Annotated in this window: 20 protein-coding genes; 6 read left to right on the top strand and 14 right to left on the bottom strand. The window is 63.2% G+C overall.

Annotated elements, in window-relative coordinates; all coding sequences use genetic code 11:
* The first annotated feature begins 24 nt into the window (after window positions 1-24).
* Entirely contained in the window at window positions 25-693 is a 669-nt protein-coding gene (locus SA496_RS09525) for an SCO family protein (RefSeq protein WP_120651450.1), read from the top strand.
* Between the two features lie 140 nt (window positions 694-833).
* Here SA496_RS09525 and SA496_RS09520 read toward each other — a convergent pair whose 3' ends face one another.
* The 8 genes from SA496_RS09520 to SA496_RS09485 form a co-directional block, all read right to left on the bottom strand.
* Complete coding sequence (locus SA496_RS09520; RefSeq protein ID WP_153920289.1) at window positions 834-1,583, bottom strand: class I SAM-dependent methyltransferase; 750 nt, start codon at window positions 1,581-1,583, stop codon at window positions 834-836.
* Window positions 1,584-1,771: 188 nt separating this feature from the next.
* Window positions 1,772-2,929 (bottom strand): MalM family protein, encoded by a 1,158-nt coding sequence (locus SA496_RS09515; RefSeq protein ID WP_330115324.1) that lies wholly within the window; start codon window positions 2,927-2,929, stop codon window positions 1,772-1,774.
* The gene (locus SA496_RS09510; protein WP_120651453.1) at window positions 2,929-4,521 is read right to left on the bottom strand and encodes an outer membrane protein transport protein; all 1,593 of its coding nucleotides are present in this window, start codon (window positions 4,519-4,521) and stop codon (window positions 2,929-2,931) included. Before SA496_RS09510 ends, SA496_RS09515 begins: the two co-directional genes overlap by 1 nt.
* Before the next feature lie 18 nt (window positions 4,522-4,539).
* Window positions 4,540-5,544 (bottom strand): transporter, encoded by a 1,005-nt coding sequence (locus tag SA496_RS09505; RefSeq protein WP_174235577.1) that lies wholly within the window; start codon window positions 5,542-5,544, stop codon window positions 4,540-4,542.
* A gap of 37 nt (window positions 5,545-5,581) precedes the next feature.
* A complete protein-coding gene (locus tag SA496_RS09500) occupies window positions 5,582-6,343 on the bottom strand; it encodes a C39 family peptidase (RefSeq protein WP_077526270.1) in 762 nt (253 codons plus the stop codon).
* Between the two features lie 89 nt (window positions 6,344-6,432).
* The gene (locus SA496_RS09495) at window positions 6,433-6,885 is read right to left on the bottom strand and encodes a DUF6160 family protein (RefSeq protein WP_120651455.1); all 453 of its coding nucleotides are present in this window, start codon (window positions 6,883-6,885) and stop codon (window positions 6,433-6,435) included.
* A gap of 231 nt (window positions 6,886-7,116) precedes the next feature.
* Window positions 7,117-9,828, bottom strand: coding sequence for a helix-turn-helix transcriptional regulator (locus SA496_RS09490; protein WP_330115323.1), 2,712 nt, complete (start codon window positions 9,826-9,828; stop codon window positions 7,117-7,119).
* The gene (locus tag SA496_RS09485) at window positions 9,825-12,539 is read right to left on the bottom strand and encodes a LuxR C-terminal-related transcriptional regulator (protein WP_256660971.1); all 2,715 of its coding nucleotides are present in this window, start codon (window positions 12,537-12,539) and stop codon (window positions 9,825-9,827) included. The genes SA496_RS09490 and SA496_RS09485 overlap by 4 nt, the downstream gene beginning before the upstream one ends.
* 165 nt (window positions 12,540-12,704) lie before the next feature.
* Here SA496_RS09485 and pabB point away from each other — a divergent pair, with 165 nt between their 5' ends.
* A complete protein-coding gene (pabB, locus tag SA496_RS09480; protein WP_330115322.1) occupies window positions 12,705-14,054 on the top strand; it encodes an aminodeoxychorismate synthase component I in 1,350 nt (449 codons plus the stop codon).
* Window positions 14,055-14,186: 132 nt separating this feature from the next.
* Here pabB and thrH read toward each other — a convergent pair whose 3' ends face one another.
* Window positions 14,187-14,804, bottom strand: a complete 618-nt coding sequence (thrH, locus tag SA496_RS09475; RefSeq protein WP_330115321.1) for a bifunctional phosphoserine phosphatase/homoserine phosphotransferase ThrH — start codon at window positions 14,802-14,804, stop codon at window positions 14,187-14,189.
* Between the two features lie 192 nt (window positions 14,805-14,996).
* Between thrH and SA496_RS09470 the strand changes: the two genes are divergently transcribed.
* The gene (locus SA496_RS09470; protein WP_120651460.1) at window positions 14,997-15,731 is read left to right on the top strand and encodes a phosphoadenylyl-sulfate reductase; all 735 of its coding nucleotides are present in this window, start codon (window positions 14,997-14,999) and stop codon (window positions 15,729-15,731) included.
* Between the two features lie 3 nt (window positions 15,732-15,734).
* Complete coding sequence (locus SA496_RS09465; RefSeq protein ID WP_330115320.1) at window positions 15,735-16,025, top strand: hypothetical protein; 291 nt, start codon at window positions 15,735-15,737, stop codon at window positions 16,023-16,025.
* A 170-nt stretch (window positions 16,026-16,195) separates the two neighbouring features.
* Here SA496_RS09465 and cysB read toward each other — a convergent pair whose 3' ends face one another.
* The 5 genes from cysB to SA496_RS09440 form a co-directional block, all read right to left on the bottom strand.
* Window positions 16,196-17,170: an HTH-type transcriptional regulator CysB gene (cysB, locus tag SA496_RS09460; RefSeq protein ID WP_120651462.1), complete on the bottom strand. Its 975-nt coding sequence runs from the start codon at window positions 17,168-17,170 to the stop codon at window positions 16,196-16,198.
* Between the two features lie 119 nt (window positions 17,171-17,289).
* Window positions 17,290-17,790 (bottom strand): universal stress protein, encoded by a 501-nt coding sequence (locus SA496_RS09455; RefSeq protein WP_120651463.1) that lies wholly within the window; start codon window positions 17,788-17,790, stop codon window positions 17,290-17,292.
* Between the two features lie 178 nt (window positions 17,791-17,968).
* Window positions 17,969-18,874, bottom strand: coding sequence for a 5'-nucleotidase (locus tag SA496_RS09450; RefSeq protein WP_153920276.1), 906 nt, complete (start codon window positions 18,872-18,874; stop codon window positions 17,969-17,971).
* A 14-nt stretch (window positions 18,875-18,888) separates the two neighbouring features.
* Window positions 18,889-19,842 carry a putative 2-dehydropantoate 2-reductase gene (locus tag SA496_RS09445; RefSeq protein ID WP_120651465.1) on the bottom strand — a complete coding sequence of 318 codons (954 nt, stop codon included), beginning with the start codon at window positions 19,840-19,842 and terminating at the stop codon, window positions 18,889-18,891.
* Window positions 19,843-20,229: a thioredoxin family protein gene (locus SA496_RS09440; protein ID WP_330115319.1), complete on the bottom strand. Its 387-nt coding sequence runs from the start codon at window positions 20,227-20,229 to the stop codon at window positions 19,843-19,845. It lies immediately after the preceding gene.
* Between SA496_RS09440 and SA496_RS09435 the strand changes: the two genes are divergently transcribed.
* Window positions 20,228-20,638 carry a PilZ domain-containing protein gene (locus tag SA496_RS09435; protein ID WP_330115318.1) on the top strand — a complete coding sequence of 137 codons (411 nt, stop codon included), beginning with the start codon at window positions 20,228-20,230 and terminating at the stop codon, window positions 20,636-20,638. The genes SA496_RS09440 and SA496_RS09435 overlap by 2 nt on opposite strands.
* 168 nt (window positions 20,639-20,806) lie before the next feature.
* The gene (locus SA496_RS09430) at window positions 20,807-21,880 is read left to right on the top strand and encodes a 3-deoxy-7-phosphoheptulonate synthase (RefSeq protein WP_120651468.1); all 1,074 of its coding nucleotides are present in this window, start codon (window positions 20,807-20,809) and stop codon (window positions 21,878-21,880) included.
* Window positions 21,881-21,885: the final 5 nt, after the last annotated feature.

Here is a 21,885-nt window from a genome sequence, read left to right as displayed (position 1 = left end):
CTTGATCGTTACTGGAGATGCCAGATGAACACTCGCAGAAATCTGCTGTTCGGCGCCGGTGTGGCTGCCACAGGCCTGGCCGCGCTGGGCGCCGGCCTGGTAGATCGCAACTGGGCCGCCCCGGAACCCGAGTACGCCGAGGGCGACAGCTTCGGCGCCCGCTACTTCCCTAACCTCACCCTCTACACCCACCTCGGTAAGCGCGTGAAGCTCTATGACGATCTCATGCGCGACAAGGTGGTGACCTTCAACATGATGTACACGATGTGCGGCGGCCTCTGCCCCACCATGACCGCCAACCTGCGCGGCACCCAGAAGCTCCTGGGCGACCGGGCCGGGAAGAATGTCTTCATGTACTCCATCACCCTGCAGCCGGAGCTGGATACGCCGGAGATCCTCAGGGAATACGCCGAGTCCCACCATGTCGGTCCGGGCTGGCTATTCCTCACCGGCGACCCGGCGGACCTGGAGAAGCTGCGCCGCAAGCTCGGCTTCTTCGACCCGGACCCGGTAGTCGATGCCGACCGCACCACCCATATCCGCATGGTGCGCATCGGCAACGACCGCTTCGATCAATGGACCATGGCCTCGGCCCGCTCACAGCCTGAGCAGTTGGTGGCGGCGATCAACATGGTGGACCGGTCGGTGGATTTCACCTCGCACAATGGGAAGGATGCGAGCCTGCCGGCTTGAGGCCCGGACCGGCCGAGGATTGACTTGTGGGAGCGATTTCAATCGCGATGCAGTACGCAGTACTGCCGGGAATACCAGGGCGGCTAAACCGCCCTATTCGCGAATGAATTCGCTCCCACAGGCGAGGAGCCGTGCACCGCTCAGCGCACCCGCCCCAGATTCACCACCAATGGCCAGCTCACCCGGCGGGTGCTCGCCGGGTCGCCCCAGGCCTGCGTGAATCGTTCGCGTAGCGGGTCGAGCGGGTTGTTGCCGTGGGCGTTCTGGTAGGTCGCCAGGGCCGACCAGCTTTCCAGGTAGCCCAGAAGCCGCGCCAGGTCCCATTGGGCATCCAGGTTGAAGGGCGGCACCTCGATGCGCTCGAAAGGGAACGGCAGGGTGCGATAACCCTGCTCCACGTGCTTGCGCTCCTCGGCCCAGTAACTGCCGAGGATGTCGCTGTAGAAGTGACTGACCAGCGCATCCACTTCGGGCGTGATCGTCGTGAGGTTGTAGGAAATCACCGCAAGCAACCCGCCCGGCCGGCTGACCCTGCGGACTTCGGCATAGAAGCGTTCCAGGTCGAACCAGTGCAGCGCTTGCGCCACCAGGGTCAGGGAAACGCTGGCGTTGGCCAGCGAAGTCTGCTCCGCCGGCTCGCAGCGGTAGTCGATATTGGCGGCCTGCTCGGCCTTGGTCAGTTGCTGCGCGCTCACATCGGTTCCCACAACCCGCTGAAAATGCCGCGCAAGGTCGACGGTCGCCTGACCGGAACCGCAGCCGCAATCCCAAGCCAGGGAAAGGTCCGGTGCCTGCTGGCTGAGCCAAGCGATCAGCGCGGGGTCGTAGGTGGGGCGACTGGCGCGGTAAGCGTCGGAATTTCTGGTGAAGAGTGCGCTTGTGTCGGACATGGCAGGAAATCCGCTTCGGGTCGCAGGGATTGCCAGCATAGCGCGGGTGGAGCCATGAGGCTGGCGTTGTAAGGGTGAACTCATTGGCCAAGGGCAACGCAGTTGCCCCCGAGACTCCACCCGGCAGACCTTCGGCCTGCTTGGCGATCGAAATCGCCCCTAAAGAGGTAGAGGGGGCAGTCCGTGCCTCATTTCACGATGGCCAGTTCGAACGAACCCTGGTCACTGTGCTCATGCACCTGCATGCCCGCTTCGCTCAAGGCAAGGTCCTGCAGGGGGCGCTTGAAGGGTTTGTTGTCCAGGGTCTGCACGCTGCGGTCTTCGTCTGTGGTCAGCAGCAGTACGTAGCGTTCGCCCTGATTGGCGCGGACCTGCACCGTGCCTTCGATGAAGGCATAGCGGTACCAGGTTTCGCCGTGGAGCTGATAGACCGCATCGCTCACCAGCCGCGTCGGCCGTTTGGCTTCGTCGAGGAACAGCAGCGAGGGATAGACCACCTGGCGATTGGCGAAGCTGCGGATTCGCAGCCCGTAGCTATGCTGGGAGCGCGGCAGCTTGAGGGCGCTGTAGTAGCTGCGCCCCATGGGAAAGTCGAAGCTGGGCGAGAGGTTGTTCAGCTCCTCGTAGCGCGGCTCTTCTACTGAAACCTCGGTGAAGGCGGCGTCCGCCAACTGACCGCAGCAGCGCTCCACCAGGCTCTGGTAAAGCGCCTCACCCTGCTCTTCGCTGCCCTCCAGCAAGGCCTTCATGGCGGCCGTGGGCTGGCCATCGAGGGATGGCAACAAAGCGGCCTTGCGCTTGAATTCCATCTCGCGGGCTTCGGTATAGGCAATGGGGCCGGGAGGCGCGTCATCCGCTTCCGACTCCTTGCCCCGGGCAGGCACCGGCGAGTTGTGTGTGCGGCCCTGCTCATCGACCCAGGTGAAGTACGCTGGGCCCTGTTCCGGCCGGGAGTAGCCGCGGCCTTCGAGGACCGCCGAGTCGACGTACTCCTCGGAGCGCTGGCCGTTGGGCAGCACGAAATCGCGATGGCCCGAATCCACCTGCCCCGCCGCGTAGAAACTGTTCTGCAGATTGCCGCTGGCATCCACCCAGGTGAAATAGCGCCGCTTGCTCTCGCCTGCCTTGGCGCTGCCGGGCCACAGTGCGTCGCCGCCATCCTTCAGGCGTGCCTGGTCGCTCTGCACGACTCGCCTGGCCGCCTGGCGCTGCTGCTCGCTGTAGCGGCTGTCGACGAAGGTGTTGTGGACGCGGCCCTGATCGTCGATCCAGGTCAGGTAGCGGCCACTGCTGGCGTGAGCGGTGCCGGCGAGAGTCATGGCGATAAGCAGGATGGGCACTTTCATCAGAAGGTCGTCTGGTAGGTCAGGGCCAGGATGTACGCCTTCACTGAAGTCGAGACGTTTTGTCCGGCGTAAGGGTTGTAGACCAGGTTGTCGATACCGGTGCAGTTGAGGCTGCAGCTGGTGTCGGCCTTGGTGCTCTGCCTGGTGGTGAAGTAGTTGAAGCCGATGTCGATGTTGGTGTCCTTGTCCCAGCGATAACCCAGGCCCAGGCCATAGAGGTGGGCATCACCGATGGGTGCGAGCACGTCGGCCTTGTCGTCCGGAATGGCCGAGGGACGCCACTCGTAGCCGGCGCGCACGGCCAGGCGATCGGTCCACTGGTACTGCACGCCGAGCGCCCAGCTCCAGGTATCGCGGTAGCCACGGTCGAGGATGATGCTGTGGCTGGTGGCATTGCCGCCGCCGAAGTTCTTGGCGATGCGCAGCAGGTCCAGCTCGCGGTCGAACTCGATCTCGAACTCGTTCCAGTCGCTGTAGCCGCTCCACTTAAGGTCGAAGTTGAACTGCCAGCGGTCGAATGGAACGATCTTGATGCCCGTGGAGAAGTTGTCCGGGTAGGTCATGTCCAATGACGCGTTGCCCATCTCTTCGTCGACGTTGCCGTAGGGGAACAGCGGGCTCAGCACCTGGCCGAACAGCGAGGACTGCATGCCGGACCAGAAGCCCTGCCAGTCCTTGCTGTAGTCGACCCGGTACTTGCCCTGCAGATGCATGCGCGCCTCGCTCTGGTACGTGGCGCCCCAGGCGAACCAGTCGGTGGGCTCCCAGAGGAAGCCGATGTTCCAGGTCGGCGACAGCGACTGCTGCAGGTCCAGGTCCATGTTGGCCAGCGTGTCGAAGGGACCGATCTTGCCGCCGCAGACGTTGATGATTCCCGAGACGACTTCGCCCAGCCCGGGCAGGCAGAGGAACTCGTTGAACAGCCGGGTCAGTCCGGTCAGGAAGCCCGGGTTGCGAAAGTCCTGGTTGAGCGCCATGGCCTGGTGGGAGAAACCAATGGACAGGCCCACCGCCAGCTCGTCATTCACCTGGTAGCCCACCGAGGGCGAGAAGTAGGTAATGCGCTGCAAGGCGACCTCACGCCCCTGGTAGCGCGCCGGATCGCTGTCCGAGTCCCGCGAGTAGCCCAGGGCCATGGGTGCGTAGACGTTGGTGGCGAAGGTGAACTTGGAGCCCGGCGGGTTGATAGACAGACCCGCCAGCGGTGCGAACAGCACCGGCACTTCGGTCATGCCGCCCATGCCCGGCAGGTACATGGCTGGCGTCAGGGTGCGGCTACTGGAGTTCGCCACCGGGTCGTCGTCGTAGCCGAGGAAGCCGTAGTCCTCGGGGGCCTCGAACTTGGCGCGAATGTCCATCACCCCGGTGAGGAACTTCACCGTGGTCTGGCGGCCCTTGAGCTTGGTCAGTGCGGCCGGGTTGTAGTGCACCGCGTCGATCCCGGAGGAATCGGCGGTGATGGCGTTGGCCATGGCCATCGCCTTGGGGTTGCCGATGGTCAGGTCGTTGGCCAGTTGGGCCTGGGCCAGGCCCGCCCAGCAAAGGCCTACCCCGACGATCGCCCGCGCAAGCGGCGAAAGGTGCGTGCTCATGAGGTGATCTCTCGCCGGTTACTGGGCCTTGAGGCCTTTGATGTCGAGGGGTACGGAAAGCCCCAGGAGTACGTCCGGCGAGTCCTCGGTCATGCCGAAGCCGGCGTTGACGTTGATGATGTAGTCCGGCGACGTTCGCAGGCCAAGGGAGAAGTTCATGATCGAACTGGTCTGTTCGGTTCCCTCCAGGTTGGCGGTCTGGAACTTGTATGTCGGCTTGGTCGTGTAGGCCATCTGGTACGAGGTGGCCAGGGACACGTCGTAGGACAGCGCATAGGCGAAGCCCATGCTGAAGTTGAGGGTGTCACCCGGTTCCACGTCTTCCAGGATGCGCCCGCCGCGCATCTGGTGAATGTCATGCACCGGCATGTTGTAGGTGTATCCCACCGAGCCGAACAGCACGACCGGGTCGATCACGTAGGACATGTTGGCGCCTACGCCCAGGCTGTAGTAGCCGTTGCCGGTGGACAGGTCGTTTTCGGAGTTGATGTCGTAAGGGCTTTCCCCGGTGGGCAGGCCCAGGGTGGCGAAGAGCGTGGTGACCGGCCGGCCACGGGTCGAGGCCCAGGGCTGCCAGCGCAGGGAGGCAGAGATGTCACCGAGGCTGTAGACGTTCAGGTCGCGCTCAGTGTCGTACTTGGCGACGAAGGGCAGGCGCACGCTGAAGGTCAGGTTGTCCCACACCCCGTAGTCGAAGGTGAAGGAGTTGGTGAAGGTGTGTTGGGCCTCGCTCTGGCTGAGCACGCTGTAGACGTTGCTGCCGGTGCGGAAGGTTTCGATCTGGGTATCGCGCACCAGCGAGTAGTCGAAACCGTAGGTGAGCGTGCGCTCGCCTTTCTTCAACAGCGTGTAGCTTTTCTCGGAGGCCTGGAACACTTCTTCCAGCGCCTTGGCGCTGTCGGCGTCGTCGTCCTTCTTGCTCAGCGCGTCACGCGCCTCGTCCACCGAGCTCTCCTCGGCCTGCAGCGGCAGACTGGTACAGAGCACCAGCATGGCCAGCCATGCGTATTCCCTTGGTCCCATGGTGCTATCCCCAGGTCTTTCTTGTTATGAGCGGGTGTCACTTGCGGCGGATGTAGCGGATATCGCCCCCCGAACCCAGTTCGTCGATTTCGTTCTGGGTGAACTTGGTGATCTGCGGAAACTCCTTGAACGCCAATAGGCTGACGATGCGATCGTCCACCAGGCGCAGGTCGCGCTCGGTGAGGGCCATGGCGTTCTGCGGTTCGTTGCCCGAGGGGAAGATCACGAAGAGGACGTTCTGGTCCCAGATTTCCTCGAAACGGGCACGGGTGAAACTGATGTTGCCGAGTGCGGGGTCCGCGACGAATACGTGGTCGTTGTAGACGTCGCGCACCACCACGAAATGCTTGAAGCCGCCGTAGTGGATCGGAACGATGGCCGGATGCTCCAGGGCGTCGAGGTCGCCGAATTCGGCACGGAATCCGCCACTCTTGTAGCCCAGCGCGCCGACGAAGCGCTTCATGTCCAGCAGCGAAAAGCCACGGCGCTCGACGATCTTGTCGGCTTCGCCGTAGCGCAGCAGGCCTTCCATCACCTGGCGTTCTTCCAGGTTCCGGCCCAGGTAGTAGTCCAGCAGGCTGGTCAGTGCCGCGGAGCCGCAGCTGTAGTCGTAGGCCTGACGGATGACGTTGCGAAATTGCAGCTGGCTCATCGGCTCGACCACGGCCGTTTCACGGTACGGACCATTGGGCGAGAGCGGCTGGCTGATGTTTACCGCACCTTGCGGTTGCGGCTTGGTGTCCACCGTCTGGGTGAAGCCGAACAGACCGAGCAAACTGCCAATCAGGATTTCGATCATTGCCGTTCCGACTACTCGACTCTTTTCTTGGGGAAAGGCCCCGCCGACCAGGTCGGCGAGGCTTTCCGGATTACAGGATCAACGAGCTGTCAGTGACCCCAGACCTTGAGGGTGGAGCCGGACATGTTCATGTTGTTGATGGCCAGGGAACCGATGCTGGCGGCGCTGGAGTCGCCGACGCGGATGGCGCCGACCGAGAGCTGGCCGGTGATGGACGGCAGGCTGATCTGCAGCTTGTCGCTGCCACCGGCGCCACCGTCGATCACGTCGATCTTCAGCGGGTCGCTGTCGAGGATGTCGAAGCCGGTGAAGGACACGGTTTCCAGGCGCAGGGTACCGGCGGTGGTGGTGCTGCCGGAGGTTTCGGAGTCGGTGTAGACGATGCTGCCGATGGAGCCGTTGAAGCTACCGGAGATGCTGATGCCGTCCTGACCAGTCACACCGGACAGAGCGGAATCGTCCATGGCCTTGAGGTCGGCCTGGGCCATGAACGGAGCAGCGAGCACAGCAGCGGCCAGAGCCAGTTGTTTGAAGCTTTTCATTCTTTTTATCTCCAAAGTTCACAGGTGGGTTGCCCCCGGGGCCTGCCGTCGACTCCTGTCATCGGCAGTTGGACCGGCTGACGCCGATCTCCTGGCCGGACGCTGCTTCCTTAATCGCATCCGGCGAGGATTCGTGAAGCACCATGCTTCTCGACCTGGGAACAAAACTACTTAGCCCCTCCCCCGCTGCCAGCCCATCCAAGGGATGGAGGGGCTGTGGGGTTCCCCACCTCAGGCCTCGCTCAGGAGGCCCAGACTCTTGCCCTTCAACACGGCCTGGGTACGGCTGCGCACCCCGAGCTTGGCGAACAGGTTGTGCAGATGCCATTTGATGGTGGCCTCTGACAGGTGCACCGCCTGGGCAATGTCGCGGTTGGAAAGACCTGCCGCGACATACCGCAGGATTTCGCGCTCTCGATGGCTAACATCTTGATTTTCATCGAAAGTTTCCGGATCCACGGAGAGCCGGCGGCATTGCTCGCGCAGGCTTTCGGCCACACCTTGCCAGGCGCCGGCACGCTTGGGTTCGGCGGCGCGCCAGGCATCCCAGAGCGGCAACAGCCAGAGCGCATCATCCTGGAACAACCGGCGGTAGCCACGATTCCAGGCCTCTTCCAAGGTGTTCTGGAACAGGACGAAGGCCTTCTCGCTGTTACCTTTGCGCCAGTACGCCACAGAAAGTAACAGCGACAGCCGCAGGCGACGATCGCGCTGGTGTTCGTCCTGTTGCCGCGCGAGGCAATTCTCCAGGCTCGATTGGGCACGCTCGGGGCGGCGCTCGGTGAGTGCCAGGCGTGCCTCGGTCAGGGCCAGCACCGTGTGCGCATCGGAGTAACGCGCCAGCGGCAGCACGGCCAGGTGTTGCTGCAGTTGCAGGCAGATGCGCTCGGCTTCGTTGGGCCGCCGCAGCCAGAGCAGGAACTGCACCTTGCAGGCCATTCCATGGGCGAAGACCCGCTCGTAGCCCGCACCCTGCAGGCCAGCCAACCATTCGTCGAGCTGGGCCAGCGCCTGCTCCGGTTCACCGGCAAAGAATCGCGCCCGCGCCATCACCAACTGACCACGGCTTATCAATTCCACCGGAGTCGCTACATCTCGCCAGGTAGTCGCCAGGGGCAGTTCGGCAAGGATTGCGGCCTGGCGGTCCTGTTCGTAAAGGAGGTCGGCGTAGGCCAGGGCCAGCGGCCCACCTACCCGGCTGCGTCGCCCGAACACCCGTTCCACACGGGCTCGGGCGGTTTCGGCGATGGCCCGGCCGCGTTCCAGTTCGCCGCTTTCCTTGCAGATCAGCGCCTCGATCAGGCTGGTCATGACATGCAGGTATTCGCTGTCCACCAGTTTCAGGTTGTCACGGGCTATCGCGATGGCCTTCGCGGCTTCGCCGAATTCGCCCATCAGCGCATAGGCCGCCGCCTGGACGCAGGCCAGGCTGGCACGGAACACCGGCTGGTTGTCCGGCACCATGGCGAGCCACTGGCGGGCGACCTTGAGGCAGGCTTCCAGCTTGTCCTGATAGAGCATGACCAGGGCCTTGAGCACCTGGGAGGCCGCCAGCAGTTCGCCAAGGCCGAAATGGATCACCTTGCCGCGCCCTTGCAGCAGTCGCGTGCTGACTTCCTCGATCAGCGCTTCGGACTCCGCGAATCGCTGCTCGAACGCCAACTGCCAGGCATAGAAGATCTGGAACACCGGGTGCTCGCGAATGACCTCGGCGGGCACGCCCTTGAGCATCGAAAGAATGCCGTAGACCCGGTTGCCGGCGATCAGCCGTGCGCCCTGGCGCTCCAGCATCGCGGCGGCGAAGGCGAAATCGCGGCCACGCAGGGCGTACTTGATGGCGCGGTCCGGCATGTCGTGGCCTTCGCACCAGCGCGCCGCCGCATGCAGCAGGGTTGCCGGATCCGTCTGGCGCGCCAGGCGACCCTGGAGGAACTCGGCAAACAGATGGTGATAGCGGAACCACTCGCCCTGCTCGTCCAGGGGAATGATGAAGAGCTGCTCGCGCTGCAGCCGCATCAGCATGTCGAGCCCATCGCGGCGGCCGGTCAGGGCATTGCACAGGTCGGCGCAGAAGTCGTCGAGCACCGAGGTCTGTTCGAGGAACTGCTGCAAGGGTTGCGGCAGGCTTTCGAGCACGTCCTCGGTCAGGTAGTCGGCGATGTTGCGCTCGGTGCCGCTGAGGCTGGCGAGGAAGGCAGCACGATCGGGATGCCGGGCCAGCGCCAGGCTCGCCAGGTGCAGCGCGGTGATCCAGCCCTCGGTGCGGGTGTGCAGCAGGCGCACTTCATCGCTGGCCAGCGTCAACTGGCGCACCTCGCGGAAGTAGGCCTCGGTTTCTTCGAGGGTCAGGCGCAGGTCTTCGGCTTTCAGCAACAGCGATTCCGCCTCGCTGAACAACAGCCGTGGTGTGAAGCGGGTGCTGCTGACCAGGTGGACATTGGCCGGCAGGTTCTCGATCAGGTAGCGCGCCCCCTGGTCGAGGGCTACGTGGCGGATGCGGTGGAAGTCATCGAGCATCAGGTAGAGGTCGCCCTCGATGCGTTTCAGATCGCCGACGAACGCGTCGATCACCGCCTCGATGGGCCAGTTCACATCACCCTGCAGAAGGCCAACGGTATTGCCACCAAAGCCGGGCAATGCGGCATCCACCGCGGCGACCAGGTACTGCAGCAGGCGTTGCGGCTCGCTGTCGGCCTCATCGCAGGACAGCCAGGCGACATGTGCGCCATCGATCTGGAGGTGCTGGCGGAACAGGCTGAGCACGGTGCTCTTGCCGAATCCGGCCGGCGCACTGAGCACCAGTACGCGGCGGCTGCGGGCGCCCTGCAGGCGCTGGATCAACGCTCGGCGCGGCAGTACCGGGCGGCCACCGGCATCGGCCGGGAACAGCTTGGTGCGCAGGAGGGGAATCTGGTGCGGGCGTGACAGGCAGAGGTCGGTCATGATTCGAGCAGCCCCAGCTCGCGGGCACGCCGGATCGCTTGGGTCCGGTTACGCACCTTGAGCTTTTCGTAGATGTTGTGCAGGTGCCATTTGACAGTCCCCAGCGCCAAGGCCAGCTGCTGTCCGATCTCCTCGTTGGACATGCCCTTGGCGGCCAGACAGACCACCTCGCGCTCACGGTCGGTGAGTCCTTCTTCCAGCACATCCAGGGATTTGCGTGCGTCGTTGCCGGGCCAGGACGCCAGCAGGTCGCGGATGAAACCTTGCAGCGCGGGGTGGCGTTCGGCCGCTTCCAGTTGCTGGAGCAGTTGGCGGATGGCCTCGCCCTCCTCTATGAACAGGCTGCGCACGCCCTCCCGCTCGGCACAGAGCAGGCACTGCACCAATAGGCTCTGGGCGCGCTCCTGATAACCCAGGCGCTGGTAACTGAGGGCGGCCAGCAGGTCCAGGCGCAGCCGTTGCAGGCCATGCCAGTTGGGCTGGAGCTTGCCGCGCAATTGGGTGATCTCGTGCAGGGCTTCGCTGAAGTGCCCACGGGCTTGCTGCAGGCGCACGCGGATCAGCCCCTGTACCCAGAGCGCCGAATTGGCGCCGTGCTGGGTACCGCCGCTGGCCAGCTTGTTCCAATCCACGCCCTTGAAGCGCTGTTCGGCCCGCTTGATGCGATCGGTGCCAGGCTCCTGGAGCGTCAGCGAGATTTCCTCGGCCACCGCTCGCGCATAGAAGCGCCAGGACTGGTTGCGTGCGGCCAGGTTCTGCATCAGCACCAGGGTCGCCTGGGCTTCCTTGGGCTTGTCCTGCATGCGCTGGATGCGCGCAAGGAAGAGCATGCCCTGGGCATAGATGTCGATCGGCCGGATGACGTCGATATGGGTCAGCGCGCTGCCGAGGCGTTCCTCGAGGCCGTCGAGGCGCCCCTGCTGGTAGGCGATCAGGGATTCGACTATGACCGGCAGCGCCATCGCACGGGACTTTTGCCCCAGGTGCGGCATGACTTGCGCATGCATCTGATCGAAGAGCATCTGCGCCTGCCGCACCTGGCCCTGTTCCAGGGCCAGGAGGATCTCGACGTTGGCCAGCTGCATGTCCAGGTAGCGGCCTTCGAGGAAGTGGTTGCGCTGCTGGGCCAGGGACAGCAGGCGGCGGGCCTGGTCCGGCTGGGCGAGGACCGCCAGGGCCATGGCGCCAATCACCAGGATGGCCACTTCGAGGAAGGCCTGGTTGCGCCCGAGTTGCGCCTCAACCCGGCGGGCGATGGTGACGCAGAGTTCGAGGTCGTCCTTCTGCAGGGCGAGGGCCGCCTTTACCGCCAGGGTCGCCAGGTACTTGTCGCTGATCTGCGCCTCGGCGCGGGTTCCGCCCCAGCGGGCCAGCAACTCGTCGAGCATCTGGATGGCTTCCGGCAGTGCCATCTCGGTCGCACGGTTCCAGACATCCGCCAGTACCAGGGTCGGGTAACGCGCGGCAATATCGTCCGGCACCTTCTGCCGCCAGCGGTAGATCTTGTTCAACTGGCCGCGGTTGATCAGTTCCAGGCCGCAGCCATCCACCAGCGCCGCGAGCATGTCCGGGTCTTCGGCTAGGCTCGCGTGCTCGATGGCGAGGTTCTGCATGTGATGGTTGGTGAACCAGAGACTGGCGTTGAAGTGCAGTTGCTTCAGGCGCTCCGGATCACGGGTCTTGAGACGGCTGCGCAGGAAGTCGGCGAACAGGTGGTGGAAGCGGTACCACTGCCGCTCACGATCCAGCGGCAGCAGGAACAGCTGCATGGTTTCCAGCCGTTCCAGCAACGCCTGGCCATCCTGGCGCCCGGTCAGTGCGTTGGCCAGGTCACCACTGAGCTGGCTGGCGACACCGAGGGCCAGCAAGGCGTCCTGCAGATCGGCAGACAGCTGCTCGAAAACGCTGGCCAGCAGGTATTGACCTACCGTGGCCTGGTCACTGCCCAGGCACTCCATCTGCTCAGTGGCTTGCGGTTGGTGGCGGAGCCACAGGCTCGCCAGCTGGACACCAATCGCCCACCCTTCGGTATGGCTGTGCAGCGCGGCCAGTACTGCATCATCCAGTTGCAGGCCGGTACGGGCCAGGTAGTCGCGGGTTTCCTCGACGGACAGGCGCAACTCGTCGAGACCGATCTCCAGCAGCCAGCCCTTGGCCCGCAAGGTGGCCAGACTCAGCGGCGGCAGGGAGCGGCTGCCGACGGCCAGGGAGAAGCTGGCAGGGGCCAGGCGCACCAGGCGGCCAAGTGCGGAAAAGAGTTCGGGGTCTTTCAACAGGTGCAGGTCATCCAGCACCAGCAGGAGCGGACCATTGTGGCGGGCGAGGTCCACCAGCAGGCTTTCGAGCACGGCGTTGACCGGGACCTGCATGGTGTTATGCAGGTAGCCGCGGGCGTAGTCGCCAACGCCGGGCACGGCTTCGCCGAGGGTCTTGATCAGTTGCTGGAAGAATCGCGCGGGATCGTCGTCCTCGGCCTCCAGGGAGAACCAGGCCACTGCGCTGCCGGCGGTGCGGCGTTGCTCGGCCAGGGCCGCAAGGGCGGTGGTCTTGCCGAACCCGGCAGGTGCCGAGAACAGCAGGAGGCGAGCATGAGGATGGGCGGCCAGTGCCGCCTGAACCTGGGGTCTTGGCAGATAATCGGCAGATGCCTGAGGTGTCACGAGTTTGGAGCGCTGGCGGCTACCGGCTGCGGGGTTGAGAACTGCGTCCACTGCCTGAATCCCTGTGTCGTTATCGTTGTGGTTCGGAGGTACATCTCCGTGGGATTGGTACATAAGTATCAGAATGTTTTTCCTACGTAAACGTCAGAAAAGGCTCTAGGATCGACACTGCAGGCAGACTAGAATCCGCTCCTGCATTCAGCCCGCGCCGCCCCCATGCCTGACTGTCATTTACACGCTCTTCCCTATCAGGAATCTCCCTGCGAACGCTTCGCCCGAGTCCGCCAGGCCCCCGGCGCCGTGTTGCTGGACGCCGGCCGACCGGTCGCCGAGCGTGGACGCTATGACCTATTCAGCGCCTGGCCATTGGCAGCATTTGCAGCAGCGCCGGGCGAATCGGCCAACGACTTCGCCCATCGCCTGCGGAAGGCTCTGGCCAGCCTCGGCGAGGCGAGCCTGCCTGCGGGAATCGAACTGCCGTTCGTCGGCGGCCTGATCGGCTACCTGGCCTATGACTTCGGCCGCAGGGTGGAGCAACTGCCGGAAGCGGCCATCGATGACCTGCAATTGCCCGACGCCCAGTTGGGCCTCTATGCCTGGGCGCTGGTCAGCGATCATCAACTGCGCACCAGCCAACTGGTGTTCCACCCCAGCCTTGCGCAAGCCGAGCGCGCACGCCTGATCGCCCTGTTCAGCGAGCCTGCCGAATCGGCATCCGCCCCATTCCGCCTGCACGCGCCCTTCCAGGCCAACCTCGACCAGGGCCAGTACCGCGACGCCATCGAACGGGTGCAGGCCTATATCCAGGCCGGCGACTGTTACCAGGTGAATTTCACCCAGCGCTTCCAGGCACACTGTGAGGGCGATCCCTGGTCCGCCTACCAGGCATTGCGCGCGGCCTGCCCGACGCCGTTCGCCGGCTACCAGGCGCTGAACGATGGCGGCGCCATCCTCAGCCTGTCGCCGGAGCGTTTCATCAAGGTCAGCCAGGGCATGGTGGAAACCCGCCCGATCAAGGGCACCCGACCGCGCGGCCAGACACCGGAGGAAGACCGCATCCAGGCCGAGGAGCTACTGGCCAGCCGCAAGGACCGCGCGGAGAACCTGATGATCGTCGACCTGCTGCGTAATGACCTCGGACGCAGCTGTGCCATAGGTTCGGTACGAGTGCCTGAGCTGTTCGCCCTGGAGAGCTACCCCAACGTCCATCACCTGGTCAGCGCCATCACCGGCCGCCTGGCGGCAGACAAGGATGCACTGGACCTGATCACTGGCAGTTTTCCCGGCGGCTCGATCACCGGCGCCCCGAAGATTCGCGCCATGCAGATCATCGACGAGCTGGAGCCCACTCGCCGCTCGATCTATTGCGGGTCCCTGCTTTACCTGGACGTTCGCGGCGAACTGGACAGTTCCATCGCCATCCGCACCGTGCTGGTGAAAGACGGTCGGGCCAGTTGCTGGGGTGGCGGAGGCATCGTCGCCGACTCCGACTGGCAGGAGGAATACCGTGAGTCAATCACCAAGGTGAAGGTGTTGATGCAGACGCTGGAGAGGTTGGGAGATTAAAACCTGTGGGGGAAGAATTCATTCGCGAACCGAATTGGCACCGTGCCAGCAGACGGCCCCTCCCCCCAACCCTATTCCAGAGGGCGAGGGAATGAAAAAGCCCGCTTTCGCGGGCTTTTTCATAGGCAGGATTCAGAGGCTCAACTGACGGTTGGAGGCCTTGATGAACTCGCGCTTGAGGTCTTCGTAGGTGTGCACCGCCGGGAACTGCGGGAACTCGCGGATTACATTTTCCGGCGCATGGAACAGGATACCAGCATGAGCTTCGCTGAGCATGGTGGTGTCGTTGTAGGAGTCGCCAGCCGCGATCACACGGTAATAGAGGCTCTTGAAGGCCAGCACGGACTGGCGCTTGGGGTCCTTCTGGCGCAGCTGGTAATCCACCACACGATCGGTCTCGTCGGTGATCAGGCGATGGCAGAGCAGGGTCGGGAAGCCCAGTTGACGCATCAGCGGCTGGGAGAACTCGTAGAAGGTGTCGGAGAGGATGACGACCTGGAAGCGCTCGCGCAGCCAGTCGACGAACTCGACGGCGCCTTCCAGCGGCTTCAGGGCAGCGATCACTTCCTGGATGTCGGCGAGCTTCAGGCCGTGCTCGTCGAGGATGCGCAGGCGCTGCTTCATCAGCACGTCGTAGTCCGGAATGTCCCGGGTAGTCGCCTTCAGCGCTTCGATTCCGGTTTTTTCCGCGAAAGCGATCCAGATTTCCGGAACCAGTACACCTTCAAGGTCGAGACAGGCGATTTCCACGAGCAATTTCCCCGCATGGCTTTTTGATTGGAGGCGGCACTCTAGCGACTCGACAGATACCGTGCAACGCAGCCCTTATATCCAAACGCAGCAGTGGTACTTCCTGATGGTTATTTAGGAGCATAACTCCCCTTTGTTAAGATGCCCGCCATAGAGCGCGCCCAGCGCCACCCCTAAAAGGAAGCCTGCCTGATGAGCCACCCCTTCGACGTCGTCGCACTGGCGACGGCTTACGCCAGCAAGTCCCCCCAGGACATCCTCAAGCTCGCCTTCGAGCATTTCGGCGACGACCTGTGGATTTCCTTCAGCGGCGCCGAGGACGTGGTCCTCGTGGACATGGCCTGGAAGCTGAACAAGAACGTCAAGGTATTCAGCCTGGATACCGGCCGTCTGCATCCGGAAACCTACCGCTTCATCGAGCAGGTGCGCGAACACTATGGCATCGCCATCGAGGTGCTATCGCCGGACCCGCGCCTGCTGGAACCCTTCGTCAAGGAAAAGGGCTTGTTCAGCTTCTTCAAGGACGGTCATGGCGAATGCTGCGGCATCCGCAAGATCGAACCGCTGCGCCGCAAGCTCTCCACCGTGACAGCCTGGGCCACCGGCCAGCGTCGCGATCAGAGCCCGGGCACCCGTTCCCAGGTGGCCGTACTGGAAGTGGACGGCGCCTTCTCAACCCCGGAAAAGCCGCTGTACAAGTTCAACCCGCTGGCGCAGATGAGCAGCGAAGAAGTCTGGGCCTACATCCGAATGCTGGAGATTCCCTACAATCCACTGCACGAGCGCGGTTTCATCAGCATCGGCTGCGAGCCCTGCACCCGCCCGGTACTGCCGAACCAGCACGAGCGCGAAGGGCGCTGGTGGTGGGAGGAAGCCACCCAGAAGGAATGCGGCCTGCACGCCGGCAACCTGATCAGCAAGGCCTGAGCCATGCGCATCACCCTGGTGAAGAAAGTCCTCGCCGATGGCCAGGACTGCCGCAAATGCCGGGATGTGATGGTGCACCTGGAACGCGGGGGCCATCTGGAGCGGATAGACCGCATCCTGGTGGCCGACGAGCGCAACCCGGGTAGTGCCGGCTGGATGGCAGCGCAGCATTACGGCGTGGACACTGCACCGTTCTTCGTGGTGCGCCACGACGATGGCCGGGAGCAGGTCTACACCGTATTCCTCGCCTTTCTGCGCGATGTGTTGCAGCCCTCCTCCAACCCATCCTCGTAGCCCAGCAGGGTGTTTGGCTTCGCGGAGCTCAGCCCAACCTACAGCCCTCTTGGCGTGCAGGTGGGTTGCGGCAGAGCAAAGAGAAACCCAACAGCATCCAGCGTCGTAACTCCTGTGTACCGCCCAGAAAGAAGCCCGGCAATAGCCGGGCTTTTTCCTTGCCCTGACCCTTAGTAGGTCGGCAGCTCCACGTCGTGGAACAGCTCGTCCAGCTCCGCCTTGTTATGACACTGCACGGCCCTGGCCTGGACATCGCGGGTCAGGTGCGGGGCGAACTTCTCGATGAAGTCACACATGAAGCCGCGCAGGAAGGTGCCGCGACGGAATCCGATCTTGGTCACGCTCGCTTCGAACAGTTCACTGGCGTCCAGCACCACCAGGTCGCTATCGAGCTTGGGATCCACCGCCATTTTCGCGACGATGCCCACGCCCAGCCCCAGGCGTACATAAGTCTTGATCACGTCAGCGTCGGCAGCGGTGAACACGACCTTGGGGGTCAGGCCACGATGGCTGAACGCTTCATCCAGCTTGGAGCGGCCGGTAAAGCCGAACACGTAGGTCACGATGGGATGTTCAGCAAGTGCTTCGAGGGTCAGCTTGGGCAGCTTGGCCAGCGGGTGGCCTTGGGGAACGATGACGCAGCGGTTCCAGCGGTAGCACGGCATCATCACCAGGTCACCGAAGAACTCCAGGGCTTCGGTGGCGATGGCGAAATCGACAGTGCCATCGGCAGCCATCTCTGCGATCTGCATGGGCGTCCCCTGGTGCATGTGCAGGGCAACGTCGGGGTACTGCTTGATGAATCCACCGATCACCGGCGGCAGTGCATAGCGCGCCTGGGTATGGGTGGTGGCAATGGACAAGGTGCCTTTCTTCTCGTTGGAGAACTCCTGGGCAATCTGCTTGATGCTCTCGACCTTGCGCAGGATTTCGCCGGCGGTGGTGATGATGCGCTCACCGGCCGGAGTGACTCGAGTGAGGTGCTTGCCGCTTCGCGCGAAAACCTCGACGCCCAGCTCGTCTTCCAGCAGACGGATCTGCTTGCTGATGCCCGGCTGCGAGGTGTAGAGGCTTTGGGCAGTAGCGGACACGTTAAGGTCGTGGTGCGCTACTTCCCAGATGTAGCGCAATTGCTGGAGCTTCATAGGCAATCCTCAAAGCGATTACGCCGCAGGATGTCGGCGGCGTTTATAACCATATTAATGGTTTGCTGAATAAAACTAGACGTTTTTTTGCGCTTTGCACAACCCGCGACCAGCGGTGATCAGAAGTCGTTGCGCCCGCGATGCTGGAGCATTGGCACCAGATACACCGGCACCTCTGAAAGTTGCACCAATCTGGCAGCGGTACGGCCCAGCGGTGTATCCAGCGAAGTCCCGTGGCTGTGGCTACCTACTACGAGCAGGTCCACCGAGAGCTTCTGCACTTCTTCGAGTATGACCAGCGGCGGATCCCCCTGAACCACCCGCACCGCGCGGATCATGTCCAGGTCCTGGACCGCCTCGCCCATTTCATCGCGAAACCCCTCCAGCACCCGCTGCTCGATACTCGACATCACGGTGCCCAGCCCCTTGGCCCGCAGCTCCTTGAGGGTGGCGTCGTCAAGGTAGGTCTGCAGAACCGATTCGGCGAACAGCCCAAGGGGCTCCACCGCATGAACTACATACAATTGGGCGTTGTAGGCGCGAGCGAGAGACAAGGCGTGCTGCAGAACATATGGGGCATAGAGACCGAGGTCCGTGGCATAGAGAATGGAGCGAATCATGAGGCCTCCTACTGCCATGCTTGGCTGGCCTCACCAGAGCTTAGGTTCTGTAGGAAAAGTCGTCGAGCGACCGGCCGGCGCGGCACAAAGACCATTGGACCGCGCTGAAGCGTGCTAGCCACAAATGGCTTTCCAGGCCGATTGCGGAGCCTGCTGGCAACTCTCGTAAGGAATCCGATCAGAACTGCGGTTCGTTGCTCACACCGTGGGGAACATGCCCGGTAGCCACTACATCGCGGGCCTTTTCGCAGTGTCCGGCCTGGTCGTCGAAGAACACATCTGCGCCAAAGGTTTCGAGGATGGCGGCCTTTTCCAACCCGCCGAGGAAGAAGGATTCATCCAGACGAATGTCCCAGTCGCGCAGGGTGCGGATGACCCGCTCATGCGCCGGCGCGGAGCGCGCGGTTACCAACGCCGTGCGAATCGGACAGGCTTCCGGCGGGAACTCCTGCTGCAACCGGTTCAGCGCCGAAAGGAAAGGCTTGAAGGGCCCTCCATCCAGAGGTTCGCGCGCCGAATCGCGCTCGTGGGCCTGGAAGGCTTCGAGGCCGCCACTCTGGTAGATACGCTCGGAATGGTCGGAAAACAGCACCGCATCTCCATCGAAGGCGATGCGCAGCTCATTGCTCGCGGCGCGGCGCGGACCGCCAGAGAGAATGGTGGCGGCGGCGTAGCCCGTCTGCAGGGCGCGACGCACATCTTCGGCATGGGTGGACAGGAACAGGTGGCAACCGAAGGCGCGCAGATACGGCTCGGGACTGCGCCCGCCGACAAAGGCAGCGCGGGAGATGCCAAGACCGTAGTGCTGGATGGAGTTGAAGGCCCTCAGCCCGGTGTCGGCGCTGTTGCGCGACACCAGGATGACCTCGACCCGCTGCTGGCCCAACTGTTCGTTCAGGCCAAGCAGTTTCTCCACCAGCGGATAGGCATCGCCAGGAGCCAGCACTTCGTCTTCATGGTCGATCTGGTACTGGCGGTAGGCTTCTATGCCTTCTGCCTCGTAGACCCGGTGGCTTTCGTCCAGGTCGAACAGTGCCCGCGAAGAGATCGCCAGTACCAGCTTGTCACCCAGCCCCTTGCCCATGAAGGTCCGTCCTCTCAACCCTGATTGCGTGCATCGATGAAGCGTAGCGCCTGATAGAGCGCACGGATACGCGGCATCTCGAACCCGACTGCAGCAGCCGCAGCAAGAGGAGCTTCATATATGGCGCCGAGTTCAAGCGGGCGTTTCTGCACGAAGTCGTGGTACATGCTGGGCAAGTAGTCGGGCATGCGATCGGTTGAAGCCAGCAGCTTGGCGGCGAAGTTGTCCGGGATGCGATGCCCGATGGCAGTAGCCGCATCCACCACTTCCTGCATGATCGCCTGGATCAGTTCACGTGTATCGGTGTTGCTCATGAGCGCCGTGGTGCCAGCATCCAGCAGTACCGACAAACCGTTGTAGGGCACGTTCCAGACCAGCTTTTGCCAACGCGCCTGGTCCAGGTTGGCGACTGCCGCCGAGTCGATTCCGGCAGCCTTGAACAGGCCGGAGCCCTCCTCCGTCAGCGCCTGGCGCTCCGCTTCGTCGACCGCCGGGCCAGAGTGATAGCCGAGGTTCACCGCCCCCAGAGACTGGTGCTCGATCACCCCTGGTGCCGAGCGGTGGACGCAGATGTAGCAGAGGCCGCCAAGCAAATGCAGCGAGCTTGGCAGCAGACGACGCAGTTCGTCCTCCACCGCCAGGCCGTTCTGCAGCAGCACCACCTTCGCGCCCGGCGCGGCAACCTGGGCGATGATCGGCGACAGCGCGGCATTGCTGGTGGTCTTGGCGCCTACCAGCAACCAGTCGCAGGCGGGCATTTCAGCCGCATCACGGTAAGCCTGGGCAGGGAACAGCGCCTGAGCGCCATGCACCGCGCTGTTCAGTTGCAGACCACGTGCGACGACGGCGTCGTATTCGCTGCGCAGCAGGAAGTGCACATCAAAGCCGGCACGGGCCAGCATCACACCATAAAAGCCGCCGATGGCGCCGGTACCGATAATGCCGATACGCGGTTTGCTTGTACTCATTTAAGGAAGCTCCTCTGCCGGCCGGGCCAATACCCGCTCCAGGGCTTTTGTCAGATCGTCGCGCCGCAGGCTGGAGTGCAGCGCGCCATGGAAGTTGCCATTTCGAACCACGAACAACGCAGGCAGGTGGAATACCTCATAGCGCTCGACCAGCCCACCATTATTGCCGGCATCGATCCAGCACAATCGGTCCACCGGCAGCCCGGCTCCCGGCAGATGCTCGCGAGCCCAGCGACAACTGGCGCAGCCGACACTGGTGAAAATGACCAGTGAAATGCCGGGGAGATCGAGCAGAGAGTGATCGGCATCGAAGTCGGTCAATTCCACCTCGGGCACTATAGTTTCTGGTGCGATGCCGGGTTCGAGGCTTCTGGAGTTCGCGGTCATGCGTCAATTCCTGCGTCACCCCACGGAAATGCCCGTGGAGCTGGTTCCACGCAAGGGCAGGCACATGCCCCTGCAGCGGCTGCACGATATCAGCCTGGGTGGGGTGGCATGCAACTCCGTACGGGCGTTCCGGCGCGGCACCTCTATCGAACTGTGCATCCCGTTGCTGGGCGACCAGGCACGCATTTCCGGAACCGTTGTCTGGTGCCGCAAGCAGGTCGATGACTACATGATCGGCATCGCGTTCACCGATGAAGAGAACATGTTCCGCGCACGGATGGTCGAGCAGATCTGCCTGATAGAACAGTACCGCAGGCAGCGCGAGGAAACGGTTGGCCATGCCCTGGCACCAGAAGCGGTGGCGCAGGAATGGATCGCCCTGCACGCAGCCGACTTCGCCCCCGTCTGAATTCGTGCCAATTCCACGTTCGGCGCATGCATTCGCCATTGTCGAGGTTACGTGGAAAGCGTTAAGGTTCCCGTCCCCGCCGCGTTTTTACTGCTGTGCTCTCCGCCAAACGGGGATCGCTGGCGGCCGGCACCCGTGACCTGACGACCCTGAACGATGAAAAGCACGATGGCTGATTTACAGATCGACGACCTTAACGTTGCCTCCAACGAGACCCTGATCACGCCGGAGCAGTTGAAGCGCGAAATTCCCCTGACCGATGGAGCCCTGGATACCGTCGCCAACGGCCGCCAGGTGGTCCGCAATATCCTCGATGGCAAGGACCATCGCCTGTTCGTGGTCGTGGGCCCCTGCTCCATCCACGACATCAAGGCCGCTCACGAGTATGCCGACCGCCTCAAGGTCCTGGCCGCCGAAGTGTCCGATACCCTCTTCCTGGTAATGCGCGTGTACTTCGAGAAGCCGCGCACCACCGTCGGCTGGAAAGGTCTGATCAACGACCCCTACCTCGACGACTCCTTCAAGATCCAGGACGGCCTGCATATCGGCCGCCAACTGCTGCGAGACCTGGCCGAAAAAGGCCTGCCCACCGCCACCGAGGCCCTGGACCCGATCTCCCCGCAGTACCTGCAGGACCTGATCAGCTGGTCGGCTATCGGCGCCCGTACCACTGAATCCCAGACGCACCGCGAAATGGCTTCCGGCCTTTCGTCTGCGGTCGGATTCAAGAATGGCACCGACGGAAGCCTGACCGTAGCGATCAACGCTCTGCAATCGGTTTCCAGCCCGCACCGTTTCCTCGGCATTAACCAGGAAGGTGGCGTCTCCATCGTCACCACCAAGGGCAACGCCTATGGCCACGTAGTTCTGCGCGGCGGCAACGGCAAGCCGAACTACGACTCGGTCAGCGTCGCCATCTGCGAACAGGAACTGACCAAGGCCCGAATTCGCCCCAACATCATGGTCGACTGCAGCCACGCCAACTCCAACAAGGACCCGGCCCTGCAGCCTCTGGTCATGGACAACGTTGCCAACCAGATCCTGGAAGGCAACAACTCCATCGTCGGCCTGATGGTGGAAAGCCACCTGGGCTGGGGCAGCCAGTCGATCCCGAAAGACCTCGACCAGCTGAAGTACGGCGTTTCCATTACCGACGCCTGCATCGACTGGGAAACCACCGAGAAAGCCCTTCGCAGCATGCACGCCAAGCTCAAGGATGTGCTGCCCAAGCGCCAGCGCTGATTGGT

This window comes from Pseudomonas sp. JS3066 (assembly GCF_036328175.1).
Taxonomy (GTDB): domain Bacteria; phylum Pseudomonadota; class Gammaproteobacteria; order Pseudomonadales; family Pseudomonadaceae; genus Metapseudomonas.
Note: the sequence above shows the minus strand (reverse complement) of the source record. Positions and strands in the feature narration are given on the sequence as shown.

Excerpts from the sequence above, each read along its gene's own strand:
- SA496_RS09520 (WP_153920289.1), bottom strand. The coding sequence starts at position 1,583 with ATGTCCGACACAAGCGCACTCTTCACCAGAAATTCCGACGCTTACCGC.
- SA496_RS09430 (WP_120651468.1), top strand. The coding sequence starts at position 20,807 with ATGGCTGATTTACAGATCGACGACCTTAACGTTGCCTCCAACGAGACC.
- SA496_RS09500 (WP_077526270.1), bottom strand. The coding sequence starts at position 6,343 with ATGATCGAAATCCTGATTGGCAGTTTGCTCGGTCTGTTCGGCTTCACC.
- SA496_RS09505 (WP_174235577.1), bottom strand. The coding sequence starts at position 5,544 with ATGGGACCAAGGGAATACGCATGGCTGGCCATGCTGGTGCTCTGTACC.
- SA496_RS09435 (WP_330115318.1), top strand. The coding sequence starts at position 20,228 with ATGCGTCAATTCCTGCGTCACCCCACGGAAATGCCCGTGGAGCTGGTT.
- SA496_RS09450 (WP_153920276.1), bottom strand. The coding sequence starts at position 18,874 with ATGGGCAAGGGGCTGGGTGACAAGCTGGTACTGGCGATCTCTTCGCGG.
- SA496_RS09470 (WP_120651460.1), top strand. The coding sequence starts at position 14,997 with ATGAGCCACCCCTTCGACGTCGTCGCACTGGCGACGGCTTACGCCAGC.
- pabB (WP_330115322.1), top strand. The coding sequence starts at position 12,705 with ATGCCTGACTGTCATTTACACGCTCTTCCCTATCAGGAATCTCCCTGC.
- SA496_RS09490 (WP_330115323.1), bottom strand. The coding sequence starts at position 9,828 with ATGACCGACCTCTGCCTGTCACGCCCGCACCAGATTCCCCTCCTGCGC.
- SA496_RS09440 (WP_330115319.1), bottom strand. The coding sequence starts at position 20,229 with ATGACCGCGAACTCCAGAAGCCTCGAACCCGGCATCGCACCAGAAACT.
- SA496_RS09515 (WP_330115324.1), bottom strand. The coding sequence starts at position 2,929 with ATGAAAGTGCCCATCCTGCTTATCGCCATGACTCTCGCCGGCACCGCT.
- cysB (WP_120651462.1), bottom strand. The coding sequence starts at position 17,170 with ATGAAGCTCCAGCAATTGCGCTACATCTGGGAAGTAGCGCACCACGAC.
- SA496_RS09455 (WP_120651463.1), bottom strand. The coding sequence starts at position 17,790 with ATGATTCGCTCCATTCTCTATGCCACGGACCTCGGTCTCTATGCCCCA.
- SA496_RS09510 (WP_120651453.1), bottom strand. The coding sequence starts at position 4,521 with ATGAGCACGCACCTTTCGCCGCTTGCGCGGGCGATCGTCGGGGTAGGC.
- SA496_RS09495 (WP_120651455.1), bottom strand. The coding sequence starts at position 6,885 with ATGAAAAGCTTCAAACAACTGGCTCTGGCCGCTGCTGTGCTCGCTGCT.
- SA496_RS09445 (WP_120651465.1), bottom strand. The coding sequence starts at position 19,842 with ATGAGTACAAGCAAACCGCGTATCGGCATTATCGGTACCGGCGCCATC.
- SA496_RS09465 (WP_330115320.1), top strand. The coding sequence starts at position 15,735 with ATGCGCATCACCCTGGTGAAGAAAGTCCTCGCCGATGGCCAGGACTGC.
- SA496_RS09525 (WP_120651450.1), top strand. The coding sequence starts at position 25 with ATGAACACTCGCAGAAATCTGCTGTTCGGCGCCGGTGTGGCTGCCACA.